General features: G+C 66.1%; 18 protein-coding genes. 13 read left to right on the top strand and 5 right to left on the bottom strand.

Annotated features, from left to right (window positions below):
• Positions 1-28 precede the first annotated feature (28 nt).
• The 4 genes from ACS5Q0_RS06255 to ACS5Q0_RS06240 all read left to right on the top strand — a co-directional run bounded on the left by ACS5Q0_RS06255 (position 29) and on the right by ACS5Q0_RS06240 (position 4,206).
• Positions 29-679 carry a L,D-transpeptidase gene (locus tag ACS5Q0_RS06255; protein ID WP_473125751.1) on the top strand — a complete coding sequence of 217 codons (651 nt, stop codon included), beginning with the start codon at positions 29-31 and terminating at the stop codon, positions 677-679.
• Between the two features lie 219 nt (positions 680-898).
• The gene (gene ppdK / locus ACS5Q0_RS06250) at positions 899-3,577 is read left to right on the top strand and encodes a pyruvate, phosphate dikinase (protein ID WP_473125750.1); all 2,679 of its coding nucleotides are present in this window, start codon (positions 899-901) and stop codon (positions 3,575-3,577) included.
• The gene (locus ACS5Q0_RS06245; protein ID WP_473125749.1) at positions 3,578-3,841 is read left to right on the top strand and encodes a hypothetical protein; all 264 of its coding nucleotides are present in this window, start codon (positions 3,578-3,580) and stop codon (positions 3,839-3,841) included. It begins immediately after the preceding gene.
• Between the two features lie 14 nt (positions 3,842-3,855).
• Entirely contained in the window at positions 3,856-4,206 is a 351-nt protein-coding gene (locus tag ACS5Q0_RS06240) for a GFA family protein (RefSeq protein WP_473125748.1), read from the top strand.
• Between the two features lie 134 nt (positions 4,207-4,340).
• On the opposite strand, the gene ACS5Q0_RS06235 is transcribed toward ACS5Q0_RS06240, so the two are convergent.
• On the bottom strand, positions 4,341-4,739 hold the full coding sequence (locus tag ACS5Q0_RS06235; RefSeq protein WP_473125747.1) for a hypothetical protein: 399 nt from the start codon (positions 4,737-4,739) through the stop codon (positions 4,341-4,343).
• Positions 4,740-4,864: 125 nt separating this feature from the next.
• Here ACS5Q0_RS06235 and ACS5Q0_RS06230 point away from each other — a divergent pair, with 125 nt between their 5' ends.
• The 4 genes from ACS5Q0_RS06230 (at position 4,865) to acuI (ending at position 9,490) form a co-directional block, all read left to right on the top strand.
• On the top strand, positions 4,865-5,704 hold the full coding sequence (locus ACS5Q0_RS06230) for a helix-turn-helix domain-containing protein (protein WP_473125746.1): 840 nt from the start codon (positions 4,865-4,867) through the stop codon (positions 5,702-5,704).
• Between the two features lie 133 nt (positions 5,705-5,837).
• Entirely contained in the window at positions 5,838-7,040 is a 1,203-nt protein-coding gene (locus ACS5Q0_RS06225) for a cell wall hydrolase (protein WP_473125745.1), read from the top strand.
• Positions 7,041-7,176: 136 nt separating this feature from the next.
• Positions 7,177-8,415 carry an MFS transporter gene (locus tag ACS5Q0_RS06220; RefSeq protein ID WP_473125744.1) on the top strand — a complete coding sequence of 413 codons (1,239 nt, stop codon included), beginning with the start codon at positions 7,177-7,179 and terminating at the stop codon, positions 8,413-8,415.
• A gap of 88 nt (positions 8,416-8,503) precedes the next feature.
• Entirely contained in the window at positions 8,504-9,490 is a 987-nt protein-coding gene (acuI, locus tag ACS5Q0_RS06215; protein WP_473125743.1) for an acrylyl-CoA reductase (NADPH), read from the top strand.
• A 27-nt stretch (positions 9,491-9,517) separates the two neighbouring features.
• On the opposite strand, the gene ACS5Q0_RS06210 is transcribed toward acuI, so the two are convergent.
• A complete protein-coding gene (locus tag ACS5Q0_RS06210) occupies positions 9,518-10,450 on the bottom strand; it encodes a LysR family transcriptional regulator (RefSeq protein WP_473125742.1) in 933 nt (310 codons plus the stop codon).
• 143 nt (positions 10,451-10,593) lie between these two features.
• On the opposite strand from ACS5Q0_RS06210, the gene wrbA reads away from it, so the two are divergent.
• On the top strand, positions 10,594-11,196 hold the full coding sequence (wrbA, locus tag ACS5Q0_RS06205) for an NAD(P)H:quinone oxidoreductase (protein ID WP_473125741.1): 603 nt from the start codon (positions 10,594-10,596) through the stop codon (positions 11,194-11,196).
• A 159-nt stretch (positions 11,197-11,355) separates the two neighbouring features.
• Here the strand turns inward: wrbA and ACS5Q0_RS06200 are convergent, their stop codons facing one another.
• Positions 11,356-12,327, bottom strand: a complete 972-nt coding sequence (locus ACS5Q0_RS06200) for an L-threonylcarbamoyladenylate synthase (RefSeq protein WP_473125740.1) — start codon at positions 12,325-12,327, stop codon at positions 11,356-11,358.
• Positions 12,328-12,447: 120 nt separating this feature from the next.
• On the opposite strand from ACS5Q0_RS06200, the gene ACS5Q0_RS06195 reads away from it, so the two are divergent.
• The 4 genes from ACS5Q0_RS06195 (at position 12,448) to ACS5Q0_RS06180 (ending at position 17,053) form a co-directional block, all read left to right on the top strand.
• Positions 12,448-14,226 (top strand): acyl-CoA dehydrogenase, encoded by a 1,779-nt coding sequence (locus ACS5Q0_RS06195; protein ID WP_473125739.1) that lies wholly within the window; start codon positions 12,448-12,450, stop codon positions 14,224-14,226.
• Positions 14,227-14,230: 4 nt separating this feature from the next.
• Positions 14,231-15,079, top strand: coding sequence for an SDR family oxidoreductase (locus tag ACS5Q0_RS06190; protein WP_473125738.1), 849 nt, complete (start codon positions 14,231-14,233; stop codon positions 15,077-15,079).
• 118 nt (positions 15,080-15,197) lie between these two features.
• Positions 15,198-16,193 carry a magnesium transporter CorA family protein gene (locus ACS5Q0_RS06185; RefSeq protein ID WP_473125737.1) on the top strand — a complete coding sequence of 332 codons (996 nt, stop codon included), beginning with the start codon at positions 15,198-15,200 and terminating at the stop codon, positions 16,191-16,193.
• 110 nt (positions 16,194-16,303) lie between these two features.
• The gene (locus ACS5Q0_RS06180) at positions 16,304-17,053 is read left to right on the top strand and encodes an SOS response-associated peptidase (RefSeq protein WP_473125736.1); all 750 of its coding nucleotides are present in this window, start codon (positions 16,304-16,306) and stop codon (positions 17,051-17,053) included.
• 115 nt (positions 17,054-17,168) lie between these two features.
• On the opposite strand, the gene ACS5Q0_RS06175 is transcribed toward ACS5Q0_RS06180, so the two are convergent.
• Positions 17,169-18,419, bottom strand: coding sequence for a class I SAM-dependent RNA methyltransferase (locus ACS5Q0_RS06175; protein WP_473125735.1), 1,251 nt, complete (start codon positions 18,417-18,419; stop codon positions 17,169-17,171).
• The gene (locus ACS5Q0_RS06170) at positions 18,412-19,140 is read right to left on the bottom strand and encodes a TlyA family RNA methyltransferase (RefSeq protein WP_473125734.1); all 729 of its coding nucleotides are present in this window, start codon (positions 19,138-19,140) and stop codon (positions 18,412-18,414) included. Before ACS5Q0_RS06170 ends, ACS5Q0_RS06175 begins: the two co-directional genes overlap by 8 nt.
• Positions 19,141-19,317 lie beyond the last annotated feature (177 nt).

Genomic DNA, 19,317 nt, shown 5'->3' with positions numbered 1-19,317 from the left:
GCAACACCTTTTCGGGTAGACTCGCACCATGATCCGACGCCTGCTTCTCGGCGCTCTCCTGAGCGCTTCTCTGACCGCTTGCCAAACCACTCAGCAGGCCTCCGCGCCCGCCGAGGCCCCGGCGGACGACTATGCCGCCTGGTACGTCGGCTCCATGCCCGACAAGCCGTTCGACGTTCCGCTCGTCGACCGCAGAAGGATCGATGCGAAATACGCCAAGCAGACGGTGACCTACGACGGTCCCGAAAAGCCCGGCTCCATCGTGGTCGATATCGACGAGCGCATGCTCTACCTCGTGCAGCCCGACAAAAAGGCGATTCGCTACGGCGTCGGCGTGGGCAAGCAGGGCTTTTCCTGGAGAGGCATGGCATCGGTCGGGCGCAAGGGCGTCTGGCCCGCCTGGTCGCCCACCAAGACCATGGTTGGCATCAAGCCCGATCTCCCGCGCTTCCGCGAGGCCGGTCTCGACAATCCGCTCGGCGCCCGCGCGCTCTATCTCTACCAGGACGGCAGGGACATCCTCTTCCGCATCCACGGCACCAACGAGCCCTGGAGCATCGGCGACCAGGTTTCCTCCGGCTGCGTGCGCATGCTCAACGAGGACATCGTGGACCTCTACGAGCGTGTTCCCGTCGGCGCCACGGTCTACGTGAAGCGCAACGGGCGCTACCGGGTGTAAGCCCGCGATCCTGACGACACCAAGGCCGGGCATGTCCCGGCCTTTTCCTTTTTGTGGCCGCCCGGCACGTAAAAAGAGCGCCGGCGCGCCTCGCGGGCATCGAAAAGACTACTTCTTTTGCAATATAGAACCTTGGCTGTTCAGCTTGCGTTTGGGTACCAGATGCTTCAAGCCAAACCTGCGCTGCAGCAGGCGTTCCAGAAGCCAAGGGGTTAAGCGATGACGCAGTGGGTCTATACCTTCGGAGACGGCAAGGCCGAAGGCCAGGCGGGAATGAAGAACCTGCTTGGGGGCAAGGGGGCGAATCTCGCCGAGATGTCCAACCTGGGGCTGCCGGTTCCTCCGGGCTTCACGATCACCACGGAAGTCTGCACCTATTATTACGACCATGGCCGCTCCTATCCTGAAGAGCTCAAAGGCCAGGTCGAAAAAGCCCTCGACTTCGTGGGCCGGCTCACGGGCCGCACCTTCGGCGATGCTCAGAATCCGCTTCTCGTCTCCGTCCGCTCCGGCGCGCGCGCGTCGATGCCGGGCATGATGGATACGGTGCTCAATCTCGGCCTCAATGACGTGACCGTCGAGGCGCTGGCCAAGGGCGCCGGGGACGAGCGCTTCGCCTACGATTCCTACCGCCGCTTCATCACTATGTATTCCAACGTGGTGCTGGGACTCGAGCATCATCACTTCGAGGAGATCCTCGACGAGTTCAAGGACCGCAAGGGCTACTCGCTCGATACGCACATGACGGCGCAAGACTGGAAGGCGATCCTTCCGCGCTACAAGGATCTGGTCCAGAAGGAACTCGGCAAGCCCTTCCCGCAGGAGCCGCAGGAGCAGCTATGGGGCGCCATCGGCGCCGTGTTCGGCTCCTGGATGAACAACCGCGCCATCAAGTACCGGGAGCTGCACGCCATTCCCGCGAGCTGGGGCACGGCGGTGAACGTCCAGGCCATGGTGTTCGGCAACATGGGCGAGACCTCCGCCACCGGCGTCGCCTTCACCCGCAATCCCTCGACGGGCGAGAAGCTGCTCTACGGCGAGTTCCTCATCAACGCGCAGGGCGAGGACGTGGTGGCGGGCATCCGTACGCCGCAGGACATCACGGAAGCCGCCCGCATCGCGTCCGGCTCCGACAAGCCTTCCATGGAGAAGGCGATGCCGCAGGCCTATGCCGAGCTGGTGCGCATCTACGGCATTCTGGAAAAGCACTACCGTGACATGCAGGACATGGAATTCACGGTCGAGAAGGGCAAGCTCTGGATGCTCCAGACCCGCAACGGCAAGCGCACGGCGAAAGCGGCGCTGCGCATCGCGGTGGAGCTCGCCAGCGAGGGCCTGATCACGCAGGAGGAGGCGATCACCCGCGTCGAGCCCGCGGCCCTCGACCAACTCCTGCATCCGACCATCGACCCCAAGGCCGAGCGCAAGATCCTGGCTACGGGCCTTCCGGCCTCGCCGGGCGCGGCCTCGGGCGAGATCGTGTTCAACTCGGATGACGCGGAAGCCGCCAAGAAAGCCGGCCGCAAGGTCATCCTCGTGCGCGTCGAAACCTCGCCGGAGGACATCCACGGCATGCACGCGGCCGAGGGCATTCTCACCACCCGCGGCGGCATGACCTCGCACGCGGCAGTGGTCGCGCGCGGCATGGGCAAGCCCTGCGTGTCCGGCGCGGGCTCGATCCGCGTGGATTATCAGAAGCAGACCATGACGGTGGCCGGTCAGACCCTGAAGAAGGGCGATGTCCTCACCATCGACGGCTCGAACGGCCAGGTGCTGCTCGGCCAGGTGAAGATGCTGGAGCCGGAGCTGTCGGGCGAGTTCGCCACGCTCATGGGCTGGGCCGACAAGGTGCGCCGCATGAAGGTGCGCGCCAATGCGGAAACGCCGCTCGACGCCAAGACCGCCCGCAATTTCGGCGCGGAAGGCATCGGGCTGTGCCGCACGGAGCACATGTTCTTCGAAGGCGACCGCATCGTGGCGGTGCGCGAGATGATCCTCGCCGACGACGAAGCGGGCCGCAGGGCTGCTCTCGCGAAGCTGCTGCCCATGCAGCGCAAGGACTTCGTCGAGCTGTTCACGATCATGAGCGGCCTGCCGGTCACGATTCGCCTGCTCGATCCGCCGCTGCACGAGTTCCTGCCGCACACGGATGAGGAGATGGAGGAGGTGGCGAAGTCCATGAATGCCTCCGTCGACAAGCTGAAGCATCGCGCCCGCGAACTGCACGAGTTCAATCCGATGCTCGGCTTCCGTGGCTGCCGTCTCGCGGTCGCATACCCCGAGATCGCCGAGATGCAGGCGCGCGCCATCTTCGAGGCCGCGGTGGAGGCGGGCAAGCAGACGGGCAAGCCGGTGGTGCCGGAAGTGATGGTGCCGCTCGTCATGACGAAGGCGGAACTCGACCTCGTGAAGGATCGCATCGTCGCCATGGCGGAAGCGGTCGCGAAGGAAAGCGGCGTCAAGGTCGAGTATCAGGTCGGCACGATGATCGAGCTGCCGCGCGCGGCTCTGCGCGCCGGTGAGATCGCTCAATCGGCGGAGTTCTTCTCGTTCGGCACCAACGACCTGACGCAGACGACGCTCGGCATCTCGCGCGACGACGCGGCCTCGTTCCTGGGGCCCTACACGCAGAAGGGCCTCCTGCCCGCCGATCCCTTCGTCACTATCGACCAGGAAGGCGTCGGCGAATTGGTGAAGCTCGCGGCTGAGCGCGGCAGGGCAACGAAAGCCGGCATCAAGCTCGGCATCTGCGGCGAGCATGGCGGCGATCCGGCGTCGATCCATTTCTGCCAGTCAGTCGGGCTCGACTACGTGTCCTGCTCGCCCTACCGCGTGCCGATCGCGCGTCTGGCGGCCGCGCAGGCGGCGCTCGGCAACAAGGCCGCGAGCCAGGCTTAAATGGCCTTGTCTCGCGTGAGGCTTCTCTACATCGGGGCGGTGCTGGTGTCCGGCATCGCCATCGGTTTCCTCGTCAGGCTCAAGCCCGAATGGCAGCAGCTCGCCGTTCCGCCGGCCGCATGGCCTTTCGCGGTGTCGCTCGTCGTCGATCTCGTCGTCGGGCAGCTGGCGGCGCAGGGCAGGACGGAGCCGCTGACGATGAACGATCGCTTCATTGCCGTGATCGGAGCGGGGCTCATCGTCACGCTCATGACGGCCTTGTAACAAGGGGAACGAAAATGGCGCTGCACACAGGATCATGCCATTGCGGCAAGGTCGCATTCGAGGTCGAGACGGATCTCCAGCAAGTCATCGAATGCAACTGCTCCATCTGCCGCAAGAAGGGCTATCTGCTCACCTTCGTTCCGCGCGATGCGCTGAAGGTGCGCGGCGAGGAGAACCTGTCCACCTACACCTTCAACACGCATACGATCCGGCATCGTTTCTGCTCCACCTGCGGCACGGCGACTTTCGGCGAGGGCAAGCAGCCGACCGGCGAGGCAATGGCGGCGATCAATGTGCGCTGCCTGGATGAGGTCGAGTTGTCGGATTTGAAGTCCATCCCGTTCAACGGGCGGGACAAGGGCTAGGATTCGCGATCGCGCTCCGGCACCTCAAACGTCATGGCCGCACTCGTGGCGACCAAGACGTTTGAGAAACACAGAGGGTCGAAGACGTGGATGCCCGGCACAAGGCCGGGCATGACGAGGAGTGCGTTGGTGTCTCAGGCGACCGCCGTGTTTGACCGGCGCAGGCCCATGAACTGAAGCTCCGCGTACATCAGCACCACGAGCGCTTGCGCGATCACGAAGGCATAGCCTGCCCCGGTGGGCGAAACCCATCCGCTGATGAGAAGAAGCACGCTGTCGGCCGTCCAGAGAACGTTGCCGAGAATGACGGCCCAGATGAGCACCCGGTTCGTCTGTTCGCGCAGGCTGAGCCAGGCGAGGAACACGACGTAGGGCACCAGGATCGCGCCTGTGCCGCGCAGGAGCATCTCCGGCAGTCCGAGCAGATGGCTCAACGGCCCGGCCGCGAGCAGCATCAGCAGGCCGAAGGCGCCGCTTGTCGTCGCATCGGCGAGCAGCGCCTGGCGAAGGAGCGGGGAGGGGTGAAGCGTCATGGCATGTTCCTCTCGAATGTGTGGTTGACCATCGCAACCGCATCGAAGGATCACTCAGCGGGGGAAGCGCGTCGATTACCTCCGAGGTCATGGAGTTGGGCGCTGCCTCGCGCTATGGTTCGGCCATGAAGCCCGCAAAGACCACAGCCCCCGCCGTCCACCACTTCGGTGATTACCTGCGCGAATGGCGCCAGCGCCGCCGCATGAGCCAGCTCGATCTCGCGCTCGATGCCGAGATCTCCACGCGGCACTTGAGCTTTCTCGAAACCGGCCGCTCGCAGCCGAGCCGCGAGATGGTGCAGCTCCTGGCCGAAAAGCTCGACATGCCCCTGCGCGAGCGCAACGTGATGCTCGCCTCGGCGGGTTTCGCGCCGGTCTATTCCGAACGCTCCCTCGACGATCCGGCCCTGAAGAGCATGCGCGACGCCATCGATCTCGTGCTGAAGGGACACGAGCCTTATCCCGCGCTCGCCGTCGACAGACATTGGTCGCTCGTGGCGGCCAACGGCGCGCTGCTCTCGCTCGTCGACGGCGTCGACCCTGCGCTCCTGAAGCCGCCCGTGAACGTGCTGCGCCTGAGCGTGCATCCGGCCGGCCTCGCGCGGCGCATCGTCAATTTCGCGGAGTGGCGCGAGCATCTCGTCGCGCGCCTGAACCATCAGGTGAACGTCACGGGAGACGCGGTGCTCTCGGGCCTGAGCGAGGAGCTGCGCGCCTATCCGATCCCGGATGCCGCGAAGCGCTCGGCCCGGTCCCGCGAGGATCACGCGGGGCTCGTCGTGCCGCTGCAGCTCGCGACGGAGGAGGGCGTGCTCACCTTCTTCAGCACGACGACGATCTTCGGCACCCCGGTCGACGTGACCCTGTCCGAGCTCGCCATCGAAGCCTTCTTCCCGGCCGATCCGGAGACGGCGGACGCCTTGCGCCGCATGGCGGAGAAGCGTCAGGCCGCCGCAGGAGCTTAAGGTCAGGAAGGCGTTCCTCTTAACCACCCATCAACCTTAACCCCGGATAACCATAAGGAATGGAAGCCTTCTGTCCGATGCTTCCCTGGGTTGAGTGGGTGTTCGCGTGCGTCTTCGGAATCGTCGTTCTCGGGTGAGATGGATCTGCGCCACGACGGCGCCCTGGGCGCTCGCCACCGGTCTCCTGATCTCGTTCACGGCCTCCGCCAGCAACGATCCGCAGGCCGGCGTGAGCTTCACGGCGCGCGGCCCGCTGGCGCATCTCGGTCAGACCGCCCTCGTGCCCCCCATCTCCATGTCGATCGCAGGCGGCAGGCTCGATCTCGAGCGGGACGTGCTGCGGTTCGTGCCCCGTTACGATCTGCCCGACAATTTGGCGAATACGGTTCCGCCCAAGGATGACCGCAAGGCGAATGCGGGCCCCGATCCGGTGGTCGAACGTTCCGGAAAGGGCGATCCCCTCGTCGCGCCCCACGTCACCCTGTCCTTGAGGGCGAGCCAGCTGCGCTCCGACCTCGCGCAGGCGGGCGGCTCCCGTCTTCTCTTCCGGCAGGACGAGCGGCTTCTGCCGCCCACCGTTCTCATGGAGGGCGAGCTGGAGGCTCCCGACATGGAGCAGAGCTTCGAGCCGTGGGAGGCACCGGAATTCACGACCACGCGCCAATCCGTCTCCGTGCAGTCGCCCGCCGCGGCCGCCGCCGGCTCGACGGGCGCTGCGGCCAGTCCCACGACGCCGATGGTGAAGCGCGCCGTCGCCCTGTCCTCGACGACGCCCGCTCCCATGGAGGCGACGCCCGTCGAGATCGCCGCCGCCCCGGTATCCCTGCAATCGCCGCGCCTCGACAAGGGCAGCTTCGGCACGAGCTTCGTGCCGAAAGCCGACGGCATGGCGGCGCCGCGTTACGCGGATCTGATCGATCCCGACAACATGAACAAGGAGCAGCGCTGCCTCGCCGAGGCCGTCTATTTCGAGGCCCGCAGTGAGCCCGAGGAGGGTCAGGCCGCCGTGGCGCAGGTGGTGCTCAATCGCGTGAAGAGCGGTCTCTATCCGTCCTCGATCTGCGGCGTCGTCTACCAGAACCGCCACCGCCATCTGGCCTGCCAGTTCACCTTCGCCTGCGAAGGCAAGGCCCTGCGCATCACCGATTCGAGCTCCTGGGAGCGTGCCAAGCGGGTGGCGAGCGCGGTGCTCGAAGGCAAGACTTATCTCGCGGACGTGGGTGGAGCCACCCACTACCATGCGAACTACGTGCGCCCCTCCTGGGCCCGCCGCCTCAAGAAGATGGACGTGATCGGCCGTCACATCTTCTACAAGCTCAAGCCGGGGCAGACCTGAGTCGAGGGATCGCGGACCGGGAACGGGCCGCGATCCATCACGGCTTCTCATGCCAAAGCCAATAAACTTTCAATGTCGCTGATGCCGCGCTTCGGATAGGATCCGCCCTCCGATTTGCCTCCTGAGGACCGTGCCGATGTCCGCGCCTTCCACTCAAGCCCGGGTCTCCCCGGAGCTCATCGTTCTCGCCGGCTGCCTGATCGCGCTGATCACCTTCGGACCCCGCGCGTCCGTCGGGCTCTTCCAGATCCCGATGACCACCGAGTTCGGCTGGGGGCGCGACACGTTCAGCCTGGCCATCGCCCTGCAGAACCTTCTCTGGGGCGTCGGACAGCCCTTCGCGGGCGCGGTTGCGGATCGCTACGGGGCGTTCCGGGTGCTGTGCGTCGGGGCCGTGCTCTATGCGCTCGGCCTCGTGGTGATGGCCAATGCGGCGACGCCCGGAATCCTCCATCTCGGCGCGGGCGTTCTCATCGGCTTCGGCCTGTCCGGCTGCTCGTTCAATCTCGTCCTCGGCGCCTTCGGCAAGCTCCTGCCGGAGAAGTGGCGTCCCATGGCCTTCGGCGCGGGCACGGCGGCGGGCTCCTTCGGCCAGTTCCTCTTCCCGCCCATCGGCAACGCCCTCATCGACTCGTTCGGCTGGCATCAGGCGCTGGTGATCTTCGCGGGCTCCGTCCTGATCGTGATGCCCCTGGCGCTGGCGCTCGCGACCCGTCCGGGCGCGGCGGCCCAGGCCAGCGCGGCCAATGTCCCGCACCAGTCCATCAAGCAGGCGCTGACGGAAGCCTTCCAGCACCGTTCCTATGTGCTCCTGGTTCTCGGCTTCTTCACCTGCGGTTTCCAGCTCGCCTTCATCACCGCGCATCTGCCCGCTTATCTGAAGGATGCTGGCCTCTCGGCCGCTGTCGGTGGCTGGACCCTCGCCGTGATCGGCCTCGCCAATGCCTTCGGCTCCCTCGGCTCGGGCTGGCTCTCCACCCGCATGTCGAAGCGCTGGCTGCTGGCCTGGATCTATTTCGGCCGCTCGCTGGCGATTGCCGCCTTCATCCTGCTCCCGGCCTCGCCCATGAGCTCGATCGCTTTCGGCATCGCCATCGGGCTCCTGTGGCTCTCCACCGTGCCGCCCACATCCTCCCTCGTCATGCTGATGTTCGGCACCCGCTACATGGCCATGCTCTATGGCTTCGCCTTCTTCTCGCACCAGGTCGGCGGCTTCCTCGGCGTCTGGCTCGGCGGCGAGCTGTACGAGATCTACGGCAATTACACGCTCGTCTGGTGGCTCTCCATCGCGCTCGGCATCGCCTCGGCCCTGATCAACCTGCCGATCAAGGAGCGTCCGGTCGAGCGCGGTCCGGTGCTGCAGCCCGCCGAGTGAGGCTGCGTCTCGTCCGAAGGGATGAGACATGCACGCTTGCCCCGATGCCTCCCCGCGCCAACAATCGTCGCGGGGAGGATGAATTGCGATGGGAACGTTCAAGGCACTCGTCATCGACAAGACCGATGCCGGTCAATCCGTGAGCTTTCGCGATTTCGACGAGGCCGATCTGATGGACGGCGACGTCACAATCCGCGTGTCGCATTCCACCCTCAACTACAAGGACGGCCTGGCGCTGACCGGCAAGGCGCCGGTGGTGCGGCGCTTTCCGATGATCCCCGGCGTCGATCTCGTCGGGACCGTCGAGGCTTCGTCCAACCCCGCATTCAAGGCAGGCGACGCGGTGATCCTGAACGGCTGGGGCCTGGGCGAGACGCATCTCGGAGCCTATGCGCAGAAGGTGCGCGTGAAGGGCGACTGGCTGATCCCGCTGCCTGAAGGGCTCACGCCGCAGCAGGCCATGGCCATCGGCACGGCGGGCTACACCGCCATGCTCTGCCTGATGGCGCTCGAGAGGCACGGGCTGACCCCCGAGCGCGGCCCTGCCATCGTCACCGGCGCTGTGGGCGGCGTCGGCTCCGTCGCCGTCGCCTTGCTCGCCCGGGCGGGCTGGCACGTGATCGCCGCGACGGGGCGGCCCGAGGAAGCCGATTATCTGAAAGGCCTCGGCGCGGCCGAGATCCTGGAGCGCAGCGAACTCGCCGGGCCCGTGCGCCCGCTCGGCAAGGAGCGGTGGGCGGCGGGCGTCGACACGGTGGGCTCGATCCCGCTCGCGAACGTGATTTCCATGACGAAATACGGCGGCGCAATCGCGGCCTGCGGTCTGGCGGCCGGCATGGATCTGCCCTCGACCGTCGCGCCCTTCATCCTGCGCGGCGTGTCGCTGCTCGGCGTGGATTCGGTGATGGCGCCCAAGCCGCTCCGCATCGAGGCATGGAACCGGCTCGCGCGCGAGCTCGACCACGCGAAGCTCGCCGCGATGACCTCCACCATTCCCCTGAACGATGTGATGGATGCCGGAAAACGGATCGTCGCTGGTCAGGTCAAGGGGCGCGTGGTGGTGGAGATCGGCTAGAGCCGTTTCCACTTCGCCGAAAAGGCTCTAATCGGCGGGCTTCCTGCCGTGCCCCTCGATCCAGCGCCGCTGCTTTCCGATTTCGACAGCCATGAAATCCATGAAGGCGCGCACGCGGGCCGATTGGCGAAGATCGGGATGGGTGAGCAGCCACAGGCCCGCGGAGAAATCCGGATTTATGTCTGAAAGGCGCACCAGGCTGCGCTTCGCATCCGCGATGAAACAGGGAAGGGGGCCGATGCCGATCCCGGCCTCCACCGCTTCCGCAAGGCCCAGGACCGTGTTCACCTTGTAAGCGATGTTCTCCGGCTCCACGCGGTCGCGCACGAAGCGCGCCGCCTTGAGCGTCGCGAGATTGTCGCCGAGCGCAACCCAGGGCCGGTTGTAGAGCGCGGGCGAGTTGAGGTCCGTCGGGTTCTGGTGATCGGGAAAGTCTTCCAGGCGTCCGTAGATGGCCCAGGCGATCGTCGCGACGCGGCGGCCGACGAGCGTTTCCGGCGGATCGTCGGTCGCGCGGATCGCCACGTCCGCATCGCGCTTCGACAGGTTGAGGGCCTGGTTGGCGAGCACCACGTCGAGCCGCATTTCCGGGCAGGCCTTCACGAAACGCGAGAAGATGTGCGTGAGCATGTGAACGAGCAGGGTGTCGTTCGTCGTGACCCGCAACTCCCCCGCGGGCGCGACGGCCTGGCCCGCGAGCTTGCGCGTGAAGGAGGTGACGTTCTCCTCCATCTGCTCGGCGAGAGCGGACATCTCCTCGCCGGCGGGCGTCAGCACATAACCGGTCCTGTGCCGCTCGAAGAGCTTGACGCCGAGGTTCTCCTCCATCTGGCCGAGCCGTCGGAACACCGTGGAGTGATTGACGCCCAGGCGCTCGGCCGCGCCCGCGAGGCCGCTGGCCTCCGCGATGATCTTGACGAGCTTGAAATCGTCCCAGTCGAGCTGTTGCTGTTTGGCCATGTCAATTTGCACGAGTGCAATGGAAGTCCTGCATACCTAACACTGGTTTTGCATGTTGGAAAGGTTATCCTTACGTCATCGTTCATCGGCAGAGCGGCCCGGTATGCGCCGCTTGCAAAATCCTCTTTCATAACGGAGATCACATGGCCAAGGTTCTTGTGCTGTATTATTCGTCCTGGGGTCATATCGAGCAGATGGCCTATGCGGCCGCCGAAGGTGCGCGCGAGGCCGGCGCGGAGGTTGTGGTGAAGCGCGTGCCCGAGCTGGTGCCCGCCGAGATCGCCCAGGCAGCCCATTACAAGACTGACCAGAAGGCCCCCATCGCCACCGTGGAGGAGCTTCCGGAATACGACGCGATCATCTTCGGCACGCCGACCCGCTACGGCACTATGACCGCGCAGATGAAGAACTTCCTCGATCAGACCGGCGGCCTCTGGGCTCAGGGTAAGCTCATCGGCAAGGTCGGCTCGGTCTTCACCTCGACGGCGACCCAGCACGGCGGTCAGGAGGCGACCATTCTCACCACGCTGCCGGTGCTGATGCACCACGGCATGGTCATCGTCGGTCTGCCCTACAGCTTCGCCGGTCAGTCGGGCGTCGAAGAGGTGAAGGGCGGCTCGCCCTACGGCGCATCGACCATCGCGGCCGCCGACGGTTCCCGTCAGCCGAGCAAGACCGAACTCGACGGCGCCCGCTTCCAGGGCCGCCACGTGGCCGAGATCGCCGCGAAGCTCGCGGCGAAGTAAGCGCCTTACACGTCCCTTCACGATCGTCATGGCCGTCCCCGGACTTGATCCGGGGATCAGTCCCAGCCATCCACGTCTTGAGAAGCACCGCGCCTCAAAGACGTGGATCCCCGGCCCAAGGCCGGGGATGACGGAAGGCGCAGGAGAATAGGGTGCGGATCACCGCTCCGCGGCAGCGCGACGGAGGCGGTCGTTGATGGCTTCGCCCAAGCCGGTTTCCGGGACGGGCGCAACGGCAATGGTCTCCGCCTCCGATGCGTCGAGCCGACGGAGATACGAGAACAGATGAGCGGCGGCCTCCTTGAGGTCGCCGTTTTCGCTCAAGTTGAGCGCAGCCTTCGCCTGCTCGCTGCCCGGGGGCATCGCAGGGCCGAACAGCAGGGCGGCTTCGCCGGGCCGGATCTTCGTCGCGCTCAGGCGCACCTGCGCGCGCGGCGCGTAGTGCGAAGCGAGCATGCCCGGCGCGACCGGGCTGGTCCCACTCTCCGTACCGGTGACGAGGCGTTGCCCCAGGAGGGCTTCGATCGCCTCACGCGGCACGCCGCCCGGGCGCAGCAGGCGTGGCGCGCCGCCGAGGCACGCGACGATGGTGGATTCGACACCGACCTCCGACGCGCCGCCATCGACCACTGCATCGATGCGGTGGTCGAGATCTCCGAGAACGTGATCCGCATCAGTCGGGCTCACGCGGCCCGAGCGGTTGGCGGAAGGAGCGGCCACAGGGCGGCCGGTCGCCTTCAGGAGCGCATGGGCGAGGGCATGCGAGGGCACGCGCAGGCCCACGGAATCGAGGCCGGCGCGGGCGAGATCGGATACGGTGCAGGTGGGGGCGACGGGCACCACGAGGGTGAGAGGGCCCGGCCAGAAGGCCTCGGCCAGCGTCCGGGCCGTGTCGTCGAAGGCGCCTTGAATTTTCGCGGCTTCGAAGCTGTCGACATGGGAGATCAGCGGGTTGAAGCTCGGACGCTCCTTGGCGGCATAGATGCCCGCCACCGCCTCTGCGTTGGTCGCGTCGGCACCCAATCCGTAGACCGTCTCCGTCGGGAAGGCCACGAGACCGCCGCGCCTCAGAATGGCCGCGGCTTCCGCCAAACCGGCCCCGTCAGCCGCAAGACGTGCCGTGCGTCCCATTGACCCGTGATCGTTCACGTCTAAACTGTCCCTTGTCCGAGGAGCAATGATACCTTGGGCGGGTTTAATGACGCGTGGGAACGCGTCAATATGAAAAGCCGTTGCTCGAAAGGAAATGCCATGACCTACCGCGCGCCCGTGCCGGACATCGTCTTCACCATGCGCCACGTGGCGGGGTTCGACCGCGCGATCGCCGATGGGCTCTATGCAGACCTTTCCGCCGACCTGGCCCAGACCATCCTGGAGGAGGCGGGCCGCTTTGCCAATGACGTGATCGCGCCGCTCAACCGCGAGGGAGACGAGCACGGCGCGACCCTGAAGGATGGCGTCGTCACCACCGCCCCCGGCTGGAAGGAGGCCTATCGGGCCTGGACCGAGGCCGGATGGAACGCGCTTCCCGGCCCCGCCGAATATGGCGGGCAGGGCTTGCCGACGCTCCTGAACTCGGCCTGCGTCGAGATGTGGAATTCCGCCTCGATGGCCTTCGGCATCGGCCCGGTGCTGACGCACGGCGCGATCGAGGCGATGGCCTCCCATGCCTCGGAGGACCTGAAGGACCGCTATCTCGAAAAGCTCGTCTCCGGTGAATGGACGGCGACGATGAACCTGACCGAGCCGCAGGCGGGGTCCGATCTGGCGGCTTTGCGCGCGCGCGCGGAGCCTGTCGGCGACGGCACCTACCGCATCACGGGCCAGAAGATCTTCATCACCTACGGCGAGCACGATCTCACCGACAACATCGTCCACCTCGTGCTGGCGCGCCTGCCCGACGCGCCGCAGGGCACGCGCGGCATCTCGCTCTTCCTGGTGCCGAAGTTCCTCCCCGACGGCACCCGCAACGACGTGCGCTGCCACTCCATCGAGCACAAGCTCGGCATTCACGGCTCGCCCACCTGCACCATGATCTTCGGCGACAACGGCGGCGCCGTCGGCTGGCTCGTGGGCGAGGAGAACCGGGGCCTCGCCTGTATGTTCACGATGATGAACAATGCGCGCCTCGCCGTCGGCCTGCAGGGCGTCGCCATCGCCGAGCGCGCCTATCAGCAGGCGCTCGCCTACGCCCACGAGCGGCGCCAGGGCCGCGCCATCGGCGCCGTGGAGGGCACGAGCGCCATCGTCGAACACCCGGACGTGCAGCGCAATCTCCTCACCATGAAGGCGCTCACCGCCGCCGCGCGCGCCATCTGCTACATGACGGCGGAGGCCATCGACCGCGCGCATCTGGAACAGGATTCGGTGAAGGCCAAGAAGGCTCATGAGCGCGCATCCCTGCTGACGCCCGTGGCGAAGGCGTTCTCCACCGATATCGGCATGGAAGTCGCGTCGCTCGGCGTGCAGGTCCATGGCGGCATGGGCTTCATCGAGGAGACGGGCGCGGCCCAGCATTACCGCGATGCGCGCATCGCGCCGATCTACGAGGGCACCAACGGCATCCAGGCCATCGACCTCGTCATGCGCAAGCTGCCCTTGTCCGACGGCGACACAGTGCATGCGCAGATCGCCTCCATGCGCGCCGTCGTCACGCGGATCATGAAGGAAGGCACGCCGGCTTTCGGGGCGACCGCCTCGCGCCTGCGCGACGCCATCGACAGCCTGGACCGCGCGACGAGCTTCATGCTCCAGTCGGTCTCCTCGAACGCGCCTGCGGAAGCGCTGGCGGGCGCGACGCCGTATCTGCGTCTCTTCGCCCTGGCCCAGGGCGGCGTGGCCCTGGCCGAAGCGGCGCTCGCGGCGAATGCGCTGGTGGCGGGCGGCGACACGGATCCCGCCCATGCGGGTCGCATCGCGCTTTGCCGCTTCTTCGCGGAGAACGTCGCGGTCGGTGCCAAGGGGTTGGAGGATACGGTGCTCCGGGGCGCAGGCTTCCTGCAGGACGCCGATCTGATGCTGGCGAGCTGATCCGATGAGCCTCAAGGGAAAGACTCTCTTCATCCCCGGCGCCTCACGCGGCATCGGTCTCGCCATCGGCGTGCGCGCCGCCAGGGACGGCGCGAATGTCGTCATCGCTGCGAAGACCGCCGAGCCGCATCCCAAGCTCCCCGGCACCATCTACACGGCGGCGGAGGAGATCGAGAAGGCGGGCGGCAAGGCGCTGCCGCTCGTCGTCGACGTGCGCGACGAGGCGGCGGTGAGCGGCGCCATCGACAAGGCGGTCGAAACCTTCGGCGGCCTCGACATCGTGGTGAACAACGCCAGCGCCATCAGCCTCACGCCGACTCCGGCGACGGACATGAAGCGGTTCGATCTGATGCACCAGATCAACACGCGCGGCACCTACATGGTCTCGAAATACGCGATCCCGCATCTGGAGAAGGCTCAGAACCCGCACATTCTCATGCTGTCGCCGCCCCTCGACATGAAAGAGAAATGGTTTGCGCCGCATCTCGCCTATTCCCTTGCGAAATACGGGATGAGCCTGTGCGTGCTCGGGCTGGCCGGCGAGCTGCGGGGACGAGGCATCGCCGTGAACGCGCTCTGGCCGCGCACCACCATCGCGACGAGCGCCGTGAGGAACCTTCTGGGCGGCGAGGAGATCGTGCAGGCGAGTCGCACGCCCGAGATCCTGGCCGATGCGGCCTATGCCATCTTCCAGAAGCCCGCGAAGGACTTCTCGGGACACTTCCTCATCGACGACGTTTTCCTGAGCGAAGAGGGCGTGACGGATTTCGAGACGTACCGGGTCGACCCCGGCAAGCCGCTGATGCCCGACTTCTTCGTGCCGGACGATACGCCGCCGCTGCCGTCGAAATGAGAGGGCGACAACCACACTCTTCCATGATGCCCGGACTTGATCCAGGCATCCACGTCTTTAAACCTGAGGGGCTTCCCGGCCCACGTTCGGGAATGGCGGGTTCGAGTGGAGGCGAGTGATGATTGTGATCCATCAACCGGCGCAGGCAGCAGCTTCCGTAGGGGCGTCCCTCGTGCGGTCCGTGCTGCCTCCCGGAGAGCCGATCCCGGTCGATGCCCTCTGGGTCGATCTGATCGACCCGACCCGGGACGAGGACCGGCTCGTCGAGCGCCATCTCAACATCGAGATCCCCACCCGCGAGGAGATGGCGGATATCGAGCCGTCAGAGATCCTCTACAGCGAGAACAACGCGCGCTACATGACCGCGCGCGTGCTCTGCAGCTCGGACACGGACAATCCGAAGCTCATCGACGTCTCGTTCATCCTGACCGAGCGGACCCTCGTGACCGTGCGCTACGGCGAGCCGCGCTCCTTCAGCATGTTCACGGCCCGAGCCGGCAAGCCGGGCGGCTGCCGGCATCAGCCGGAGGCGGTTCTCGACGGTCTGATCGAGACGGTCATCGATCGCGCCGCCGAAATCCTCGGAACGATCGGGCAGCGCATCGACCGACTGTCCCAGACGATCTTCGAGAACGAGAAAAAGGGCACGCGCCGCACCGCGTCGTTCCGGGTGGCCCTGAAATCCATCGGACGCAAGGCGGACGTGATCTCGAACGTGCGCGAGAGCATGGTCTCCGTGGAGCGCCTGCTGCTCTTCCTGTCCGCCAGCATGCCGAGGCCGCAGAAGTCGCGCGGCTATCAGGCGGAATGGCGCACGGCTCTGCGGGACGTGCAATCCATCGAGGAGCACGCGACCTTCCTCTCGAACAAGGTCCAGTTCCTGCTCGATGCCACGCTCGGACTCGTCACCATCGAGCAGAACGACATCATCAAGATCTTCTCGGTCATGTCGGTGATCTTCCTGCCGCCGACCCTGGTGTCGTCGCTCTACGGCATGAACTTCAAGTTCATGCCCGAGCTCGAATGGCATCACGGCTATCTCTGGGCGATCACCCTCATGATCCTCGCAGCCGTGCTGCCCTATCTCTATTTCCGTTGGAAGAGGTGGCTCTAACGTCATGCCCGCACCCGTTGCGGGCATCCACGCCTGTTGGCGTTACGGTTCAAAGACATGGATGGCCGGGACACGCCCGGCCATGACGACCAAGGATTGAGGAACCAACCATGTGCGGGCGCTACGCCATCACTCTTCCTCCCGAAGCCTACCGGGAGTTCTTCGGCTACCCGGAGCAGCCGAACTTTCCTCCGCGCTACAACGTGGCCCCCACGCAGCCCGTGCCCATCGTGATGGAGGATCGCGGCAATCGGCATTTCATGCTGGTGCGCTGGGGCTTCCTGCCCTCCTGGGTGAAGGATCCGAAGGATTTTCCCCTCGTGATCAATGCGCGCGGCGAGACGCTCGAGACGAAGCCGACTTTCAAGGCGGCCTTGAAGCGGCGACGCTGCGTCTTCCTGGCTGACGGTTTCTACGAGTGGCAGCGCCACGGACGCGAAAAGACGCCGTTTCTCATCCGCCCGCGCTCGCGCAGGCCCATGCCGATGGCGGGCCTGTGGGAGACCTACATGAGCCCCGACGGCGCCGAGATCGATACCGCCGCGATCGTCACGACGGACGCCAACGGCGCGCTCTCCGCCGTGCATGACCGCATGCCCGTGATCCTCTCGGAGAAGGATATCGCCGCATGGCTCGACGTGCGCGACGAACGCGCCGACGTCATGCGCCTCGTGCGGCCCTGTCCCGACGACTGGCTCGATGTTGTTCCGGTCTCGAGCCGGGTGAACAAGGTCGAGAACGACGACCCGAGCCTGATGGAGCCCCTGGCGCAGCCGGAACCCGCGCCCGTGCAGAAGAGCAAGCCAAAGGCGAAGAAGCCTCTCTCCAGCGACGAGGACGATCAGGGAAGCCTGTTTTAGGATCGCGCTCGTTCCCTTCGTCATGGCCGGGCTTGTCCCGGCCATCCACGTCTTGGGACCCGCAACGCGTCGAAGACGTGGATCCCCGGCTCAAGGCCGGGGATGACGGGTGAATTCACCGCCGCTTCTTCGCTACGTCGCGCCTCAGGATTCCGACGACTTCGAGATGTGGCGAGTGCTTGAACTGGTCGACCGGTATCACGCGTTCCAGGCGATAGCCGCCGCCGATCAGAATGGCGGCATCGCGCGCGAAGGTGGCGGCATCGCAGGAGACGCTCACGACGAGCGGCACTTTCGAGACGGCAAGCTGCTTCGCCTGTGCTTCAGCGCCCGCTCGCGGCGGATCGAGCACCACGGCGTCGAATGCGTTGAGCTCGGGCAGGAGAAGCGGACGGCGGAAGAGATCGCGGGCCTCCGTGGTGATGCGGCGCAGGCCCGGGGTCGCGCGGAAAGCCTTGTCGAGAGCCGTCATCGAGCCCTGATCGTATTCGACCGCATGAACCTCCGCTCTTTCCGCAAGGCGCAGGGCGAAAGGTCCGGAGCCTGAAAACAGATCGGCGACGCGTTTCGCGCGCTCGCAGGCCTCGGTGACGAAGCGGGCGAGCGTCTCTTCTCCCAGGCGCGTGGCCTGCAGGAAGGATCCCGGGGGCGGAACGACGGAAGCGCGCCCCATCGTGATCGCGGGCGGACGGCGCTCCACGATCACGTCCCCATGGATCGACAGGCGCGAGAGATCGAGCCGCGCGGCGAGATCGATCAGGCTCAGGCGGTCCGCGTCCTTCAGCGGCCCGTGCCCGCGCACATCGACATCGAAGCCGGTCTGCGTGCTGGTGATCTGGATATCGAGCGGCTTGCGGGCGCTTTTAAGATGCTCGCCGACGGCCCGCGCGATGACTGCGGCCTGCTCCTTCAGCGCGGGCTCGGCGATGGGGCAGAAGGCGATCTCAACGATCTGGTGGCTGCGAGCCGCCATGTAGCCCACATGCATGGCCCGATCCGGAAAGCGCACATGCAATGTCACACGGCGGCGGCCCTCGCCATGGGCGTCGATCAGCGACTCGACGGGGGCCTCGATCCGCGCCTGGCGCAGGGTATGGGCAAGAATCTCATGCTTCCAGGCCTGATAGAAGCCATGCTTCATGTGCTGCGTCGCGCAGCCGCCGCATTCATCGTAATAAGGGCAGAACGGCGTCTCGCGCTCCGGCGACGGCGCATCGACGCTGATCAGCTCCGCGCGCGAGCCGTCGCGCTCGATGGTGACGGTTTCCCCCGGCAATGCCCTCGGCACGAAGAGGGGCCCCGAGGCGGTGTCCGCAATGCCGTCCGCCTTCGCGCCGAGACGCTTGATGACAACCTGATCAGCCACGATGGGCTCCCAACAAGAATTCGCGGTTGCCGTCTCCGCCTTCGATGGGCGAGGGGACGATCCCGTCGATGATAAATCCAAGCGCGGCGACGAAGGCACTGATGTCCTCGCATACGGCGCGGTGCACGGCCTCGTCCCGCACGATGCCCTTCTTCACGTGGTCGCGCCCCGCCTCGAATTGCGGTTTCACGAGAACCGCCATTTTCGCCTGCGGCTTCAGACGGGCGATGGCGGCGGGCAGCACGAGCTTGAGCGAGATGAAGCTCACATCCGAGACGAGAATATCGCAAGGCTCCGGAATGAGCTCTTCATTGAGGGAGCGGGCATCCGTGCCTTCGAGGTTGGTGACGCGCGGATCGCCCGCTACCTTCGGGTGAAGCTGCGAGTGACCGACATCGACGGCATAGACATGCGCGGCGTCGCGCATCAGCAGCACTTCCGTGAAGCCGCCGGTGGAGGCGCCGATGTCGAGGCAGACGCAGCCCTTCGGGTCGATGCCGAAGGCGTCGAGAGCCGCCGCCAGCTTCACGCCGCCGCGCGAGACGTAAGGATGCGGCTGAACGGCGGTGATGACCGCATCCTCCGCCACGGCATCCGAGGGTTTCTTCACCACAGCGCCGTTCACGGTGACGAGACCGGCGGCGATCGCTTCCTGTGCCCGCGCGCGGCTCGCGAAGAAGCCGCGCTCGACGAGCACCACATCGGCACGTTTGCGGGTCATGATGGATCAGGCTCGCGCTTGGCGAGTCTCTTCCCTGCCGAGAGCCTCGAAGACCTTTGCGACGATGGCGGCGGCGTCGAGGCCGGCCTGGGCATACATGCGCTCGGGCTTGTCGTGCTCCTGGTAGAGGTCGGGCAGCACCATGGAACGCACCTTCAGAGTGCCGCGGTCGAGCGC

The organism is Microvirga sp. HS2 (genome assembly GCF_055792805.1).
This window is presented reverse-complemented; position numbering and strand designations above follow the sequence as displayed.

Excerpts from the sequence above, each read along its gene's own strand:
- ACS5Q0_RS06170 (WP_473125734.1), bottom strand. The coding sequence starts at position 19,140 with ATGACCCGCAAACGTGCCGATGTGGTGCTCGTCGAGCGCGGCTTCTTC.
- ACS5Q0_RS06235 (WP_473125747.1), bottom strand. The coding sequence starts at position 4,739 with ATGACGCTTCACCCCTCCCCGCTCCTTCGCCAGGCGCTGCTCGCCGAT.
- ACS5Q0_RS06180 (WP_473125736.1), top strand. The coding sequence starts at position 16,304 with ATGTGCGGGCGCTACGCCATCACTCTTCCTCCCGAAGCCTACCGGGAG.
- ACS5Q0_RS06240 (WP_473125748.1), top strand. The coding sequence starts at position 3,856 with ATGGCGCTGCACACAGGATCATGCCATTGCGGCAAGGTCGCATTCGAG.
- ACS5Q0_RS06195 (WP_473125739.1), top strand. The coding sequence starts at position 12,448 with ATGACCTACCGCGCGCCCGTGCCGGACATCGTCTTCACCATGCGCCAC.
- ACS5Q0_RS06200 (WP_473125740.1), bottom strand. The coding sequence starts at position 12,327 with ATGGGACGCACGGCACGTCTTGCGGCTGACGGGGCCGGTTTGGCGGAA.
- acuI (WP_473125743.1), top strand. The coding sequence starts at position 8,504 with ATGGGAACGTTCAAGGCACTCGTCATCGACAAGACCGATGCCGGTCAA.
- ACS5Q0_RS06220 (WP_473125744.1), top strand. The coding sequence starts at position 7,177 with ATGTCCGCGCCTTCCACTCAAGCCCGGGTCTCCCCGGAGCTCATCGTT.
- ACS5Q0_RS06210 (WP_473125742.1), bottom strand. The coding sequence starts at position 10,450 with ATGGCCAAACAGCAACAGCTCGACTGGGACGATTTCAAGCTCGTCAAG.
- wrbA (WP_473125741.1), top strand. The coding sequence starts at position 10,594 with ATGGCCAAGGTTCTTGTGCTGTATTATTCGTCCTGGGGTCATATCGAG.
- ACS5Q0_RS06185 (WP_473125737.1), top strand. The coding sequence starts at position 15,198 with ATGATTGTGATCCATCAACCGGCGCAGGCAGCAGCTTCCGTAGGGGCG.
- ACS5Q0_RS06230 (WP_473125746.1), top strand. The coding sequence starts at position 4,865 with ATGAAGCCCGCAAAGACCACAGCCCCCGCCGTCCACCACTTCGGTGAT.
- ACS5Q0_RS06190 (WP_473125738.1), top strand. The coding sequence starts at position 14,231 with ATGAGCCTCAAGGGAAAGACTCTCTTCATCCCCGGCGCCTCACGCGGC.
- ppdK (WP_473125750.1), top strand. The coding sequence starts at position 899 with ATGACGCAGTGGGTCTATACCTTCGGAGACGGCAAGGCCGAAGGCCAG.
- ACS5Q0_RS06255 (WP_473125751.1), top strand. The coding sequence starts at position 29 with ATGATCCGACGCCTGCTTCTCGGCGCTCTCCTGAGCGCTTCTCTGACC.
- ACS5Q0_RS06245 (WP_473125749.1), top strand. The coding sequence starts at position 3,578 with ATGGCCTTGTCTCGCGTGAGGCTTCTCTACATCGGGGCGGTGCTGGTG.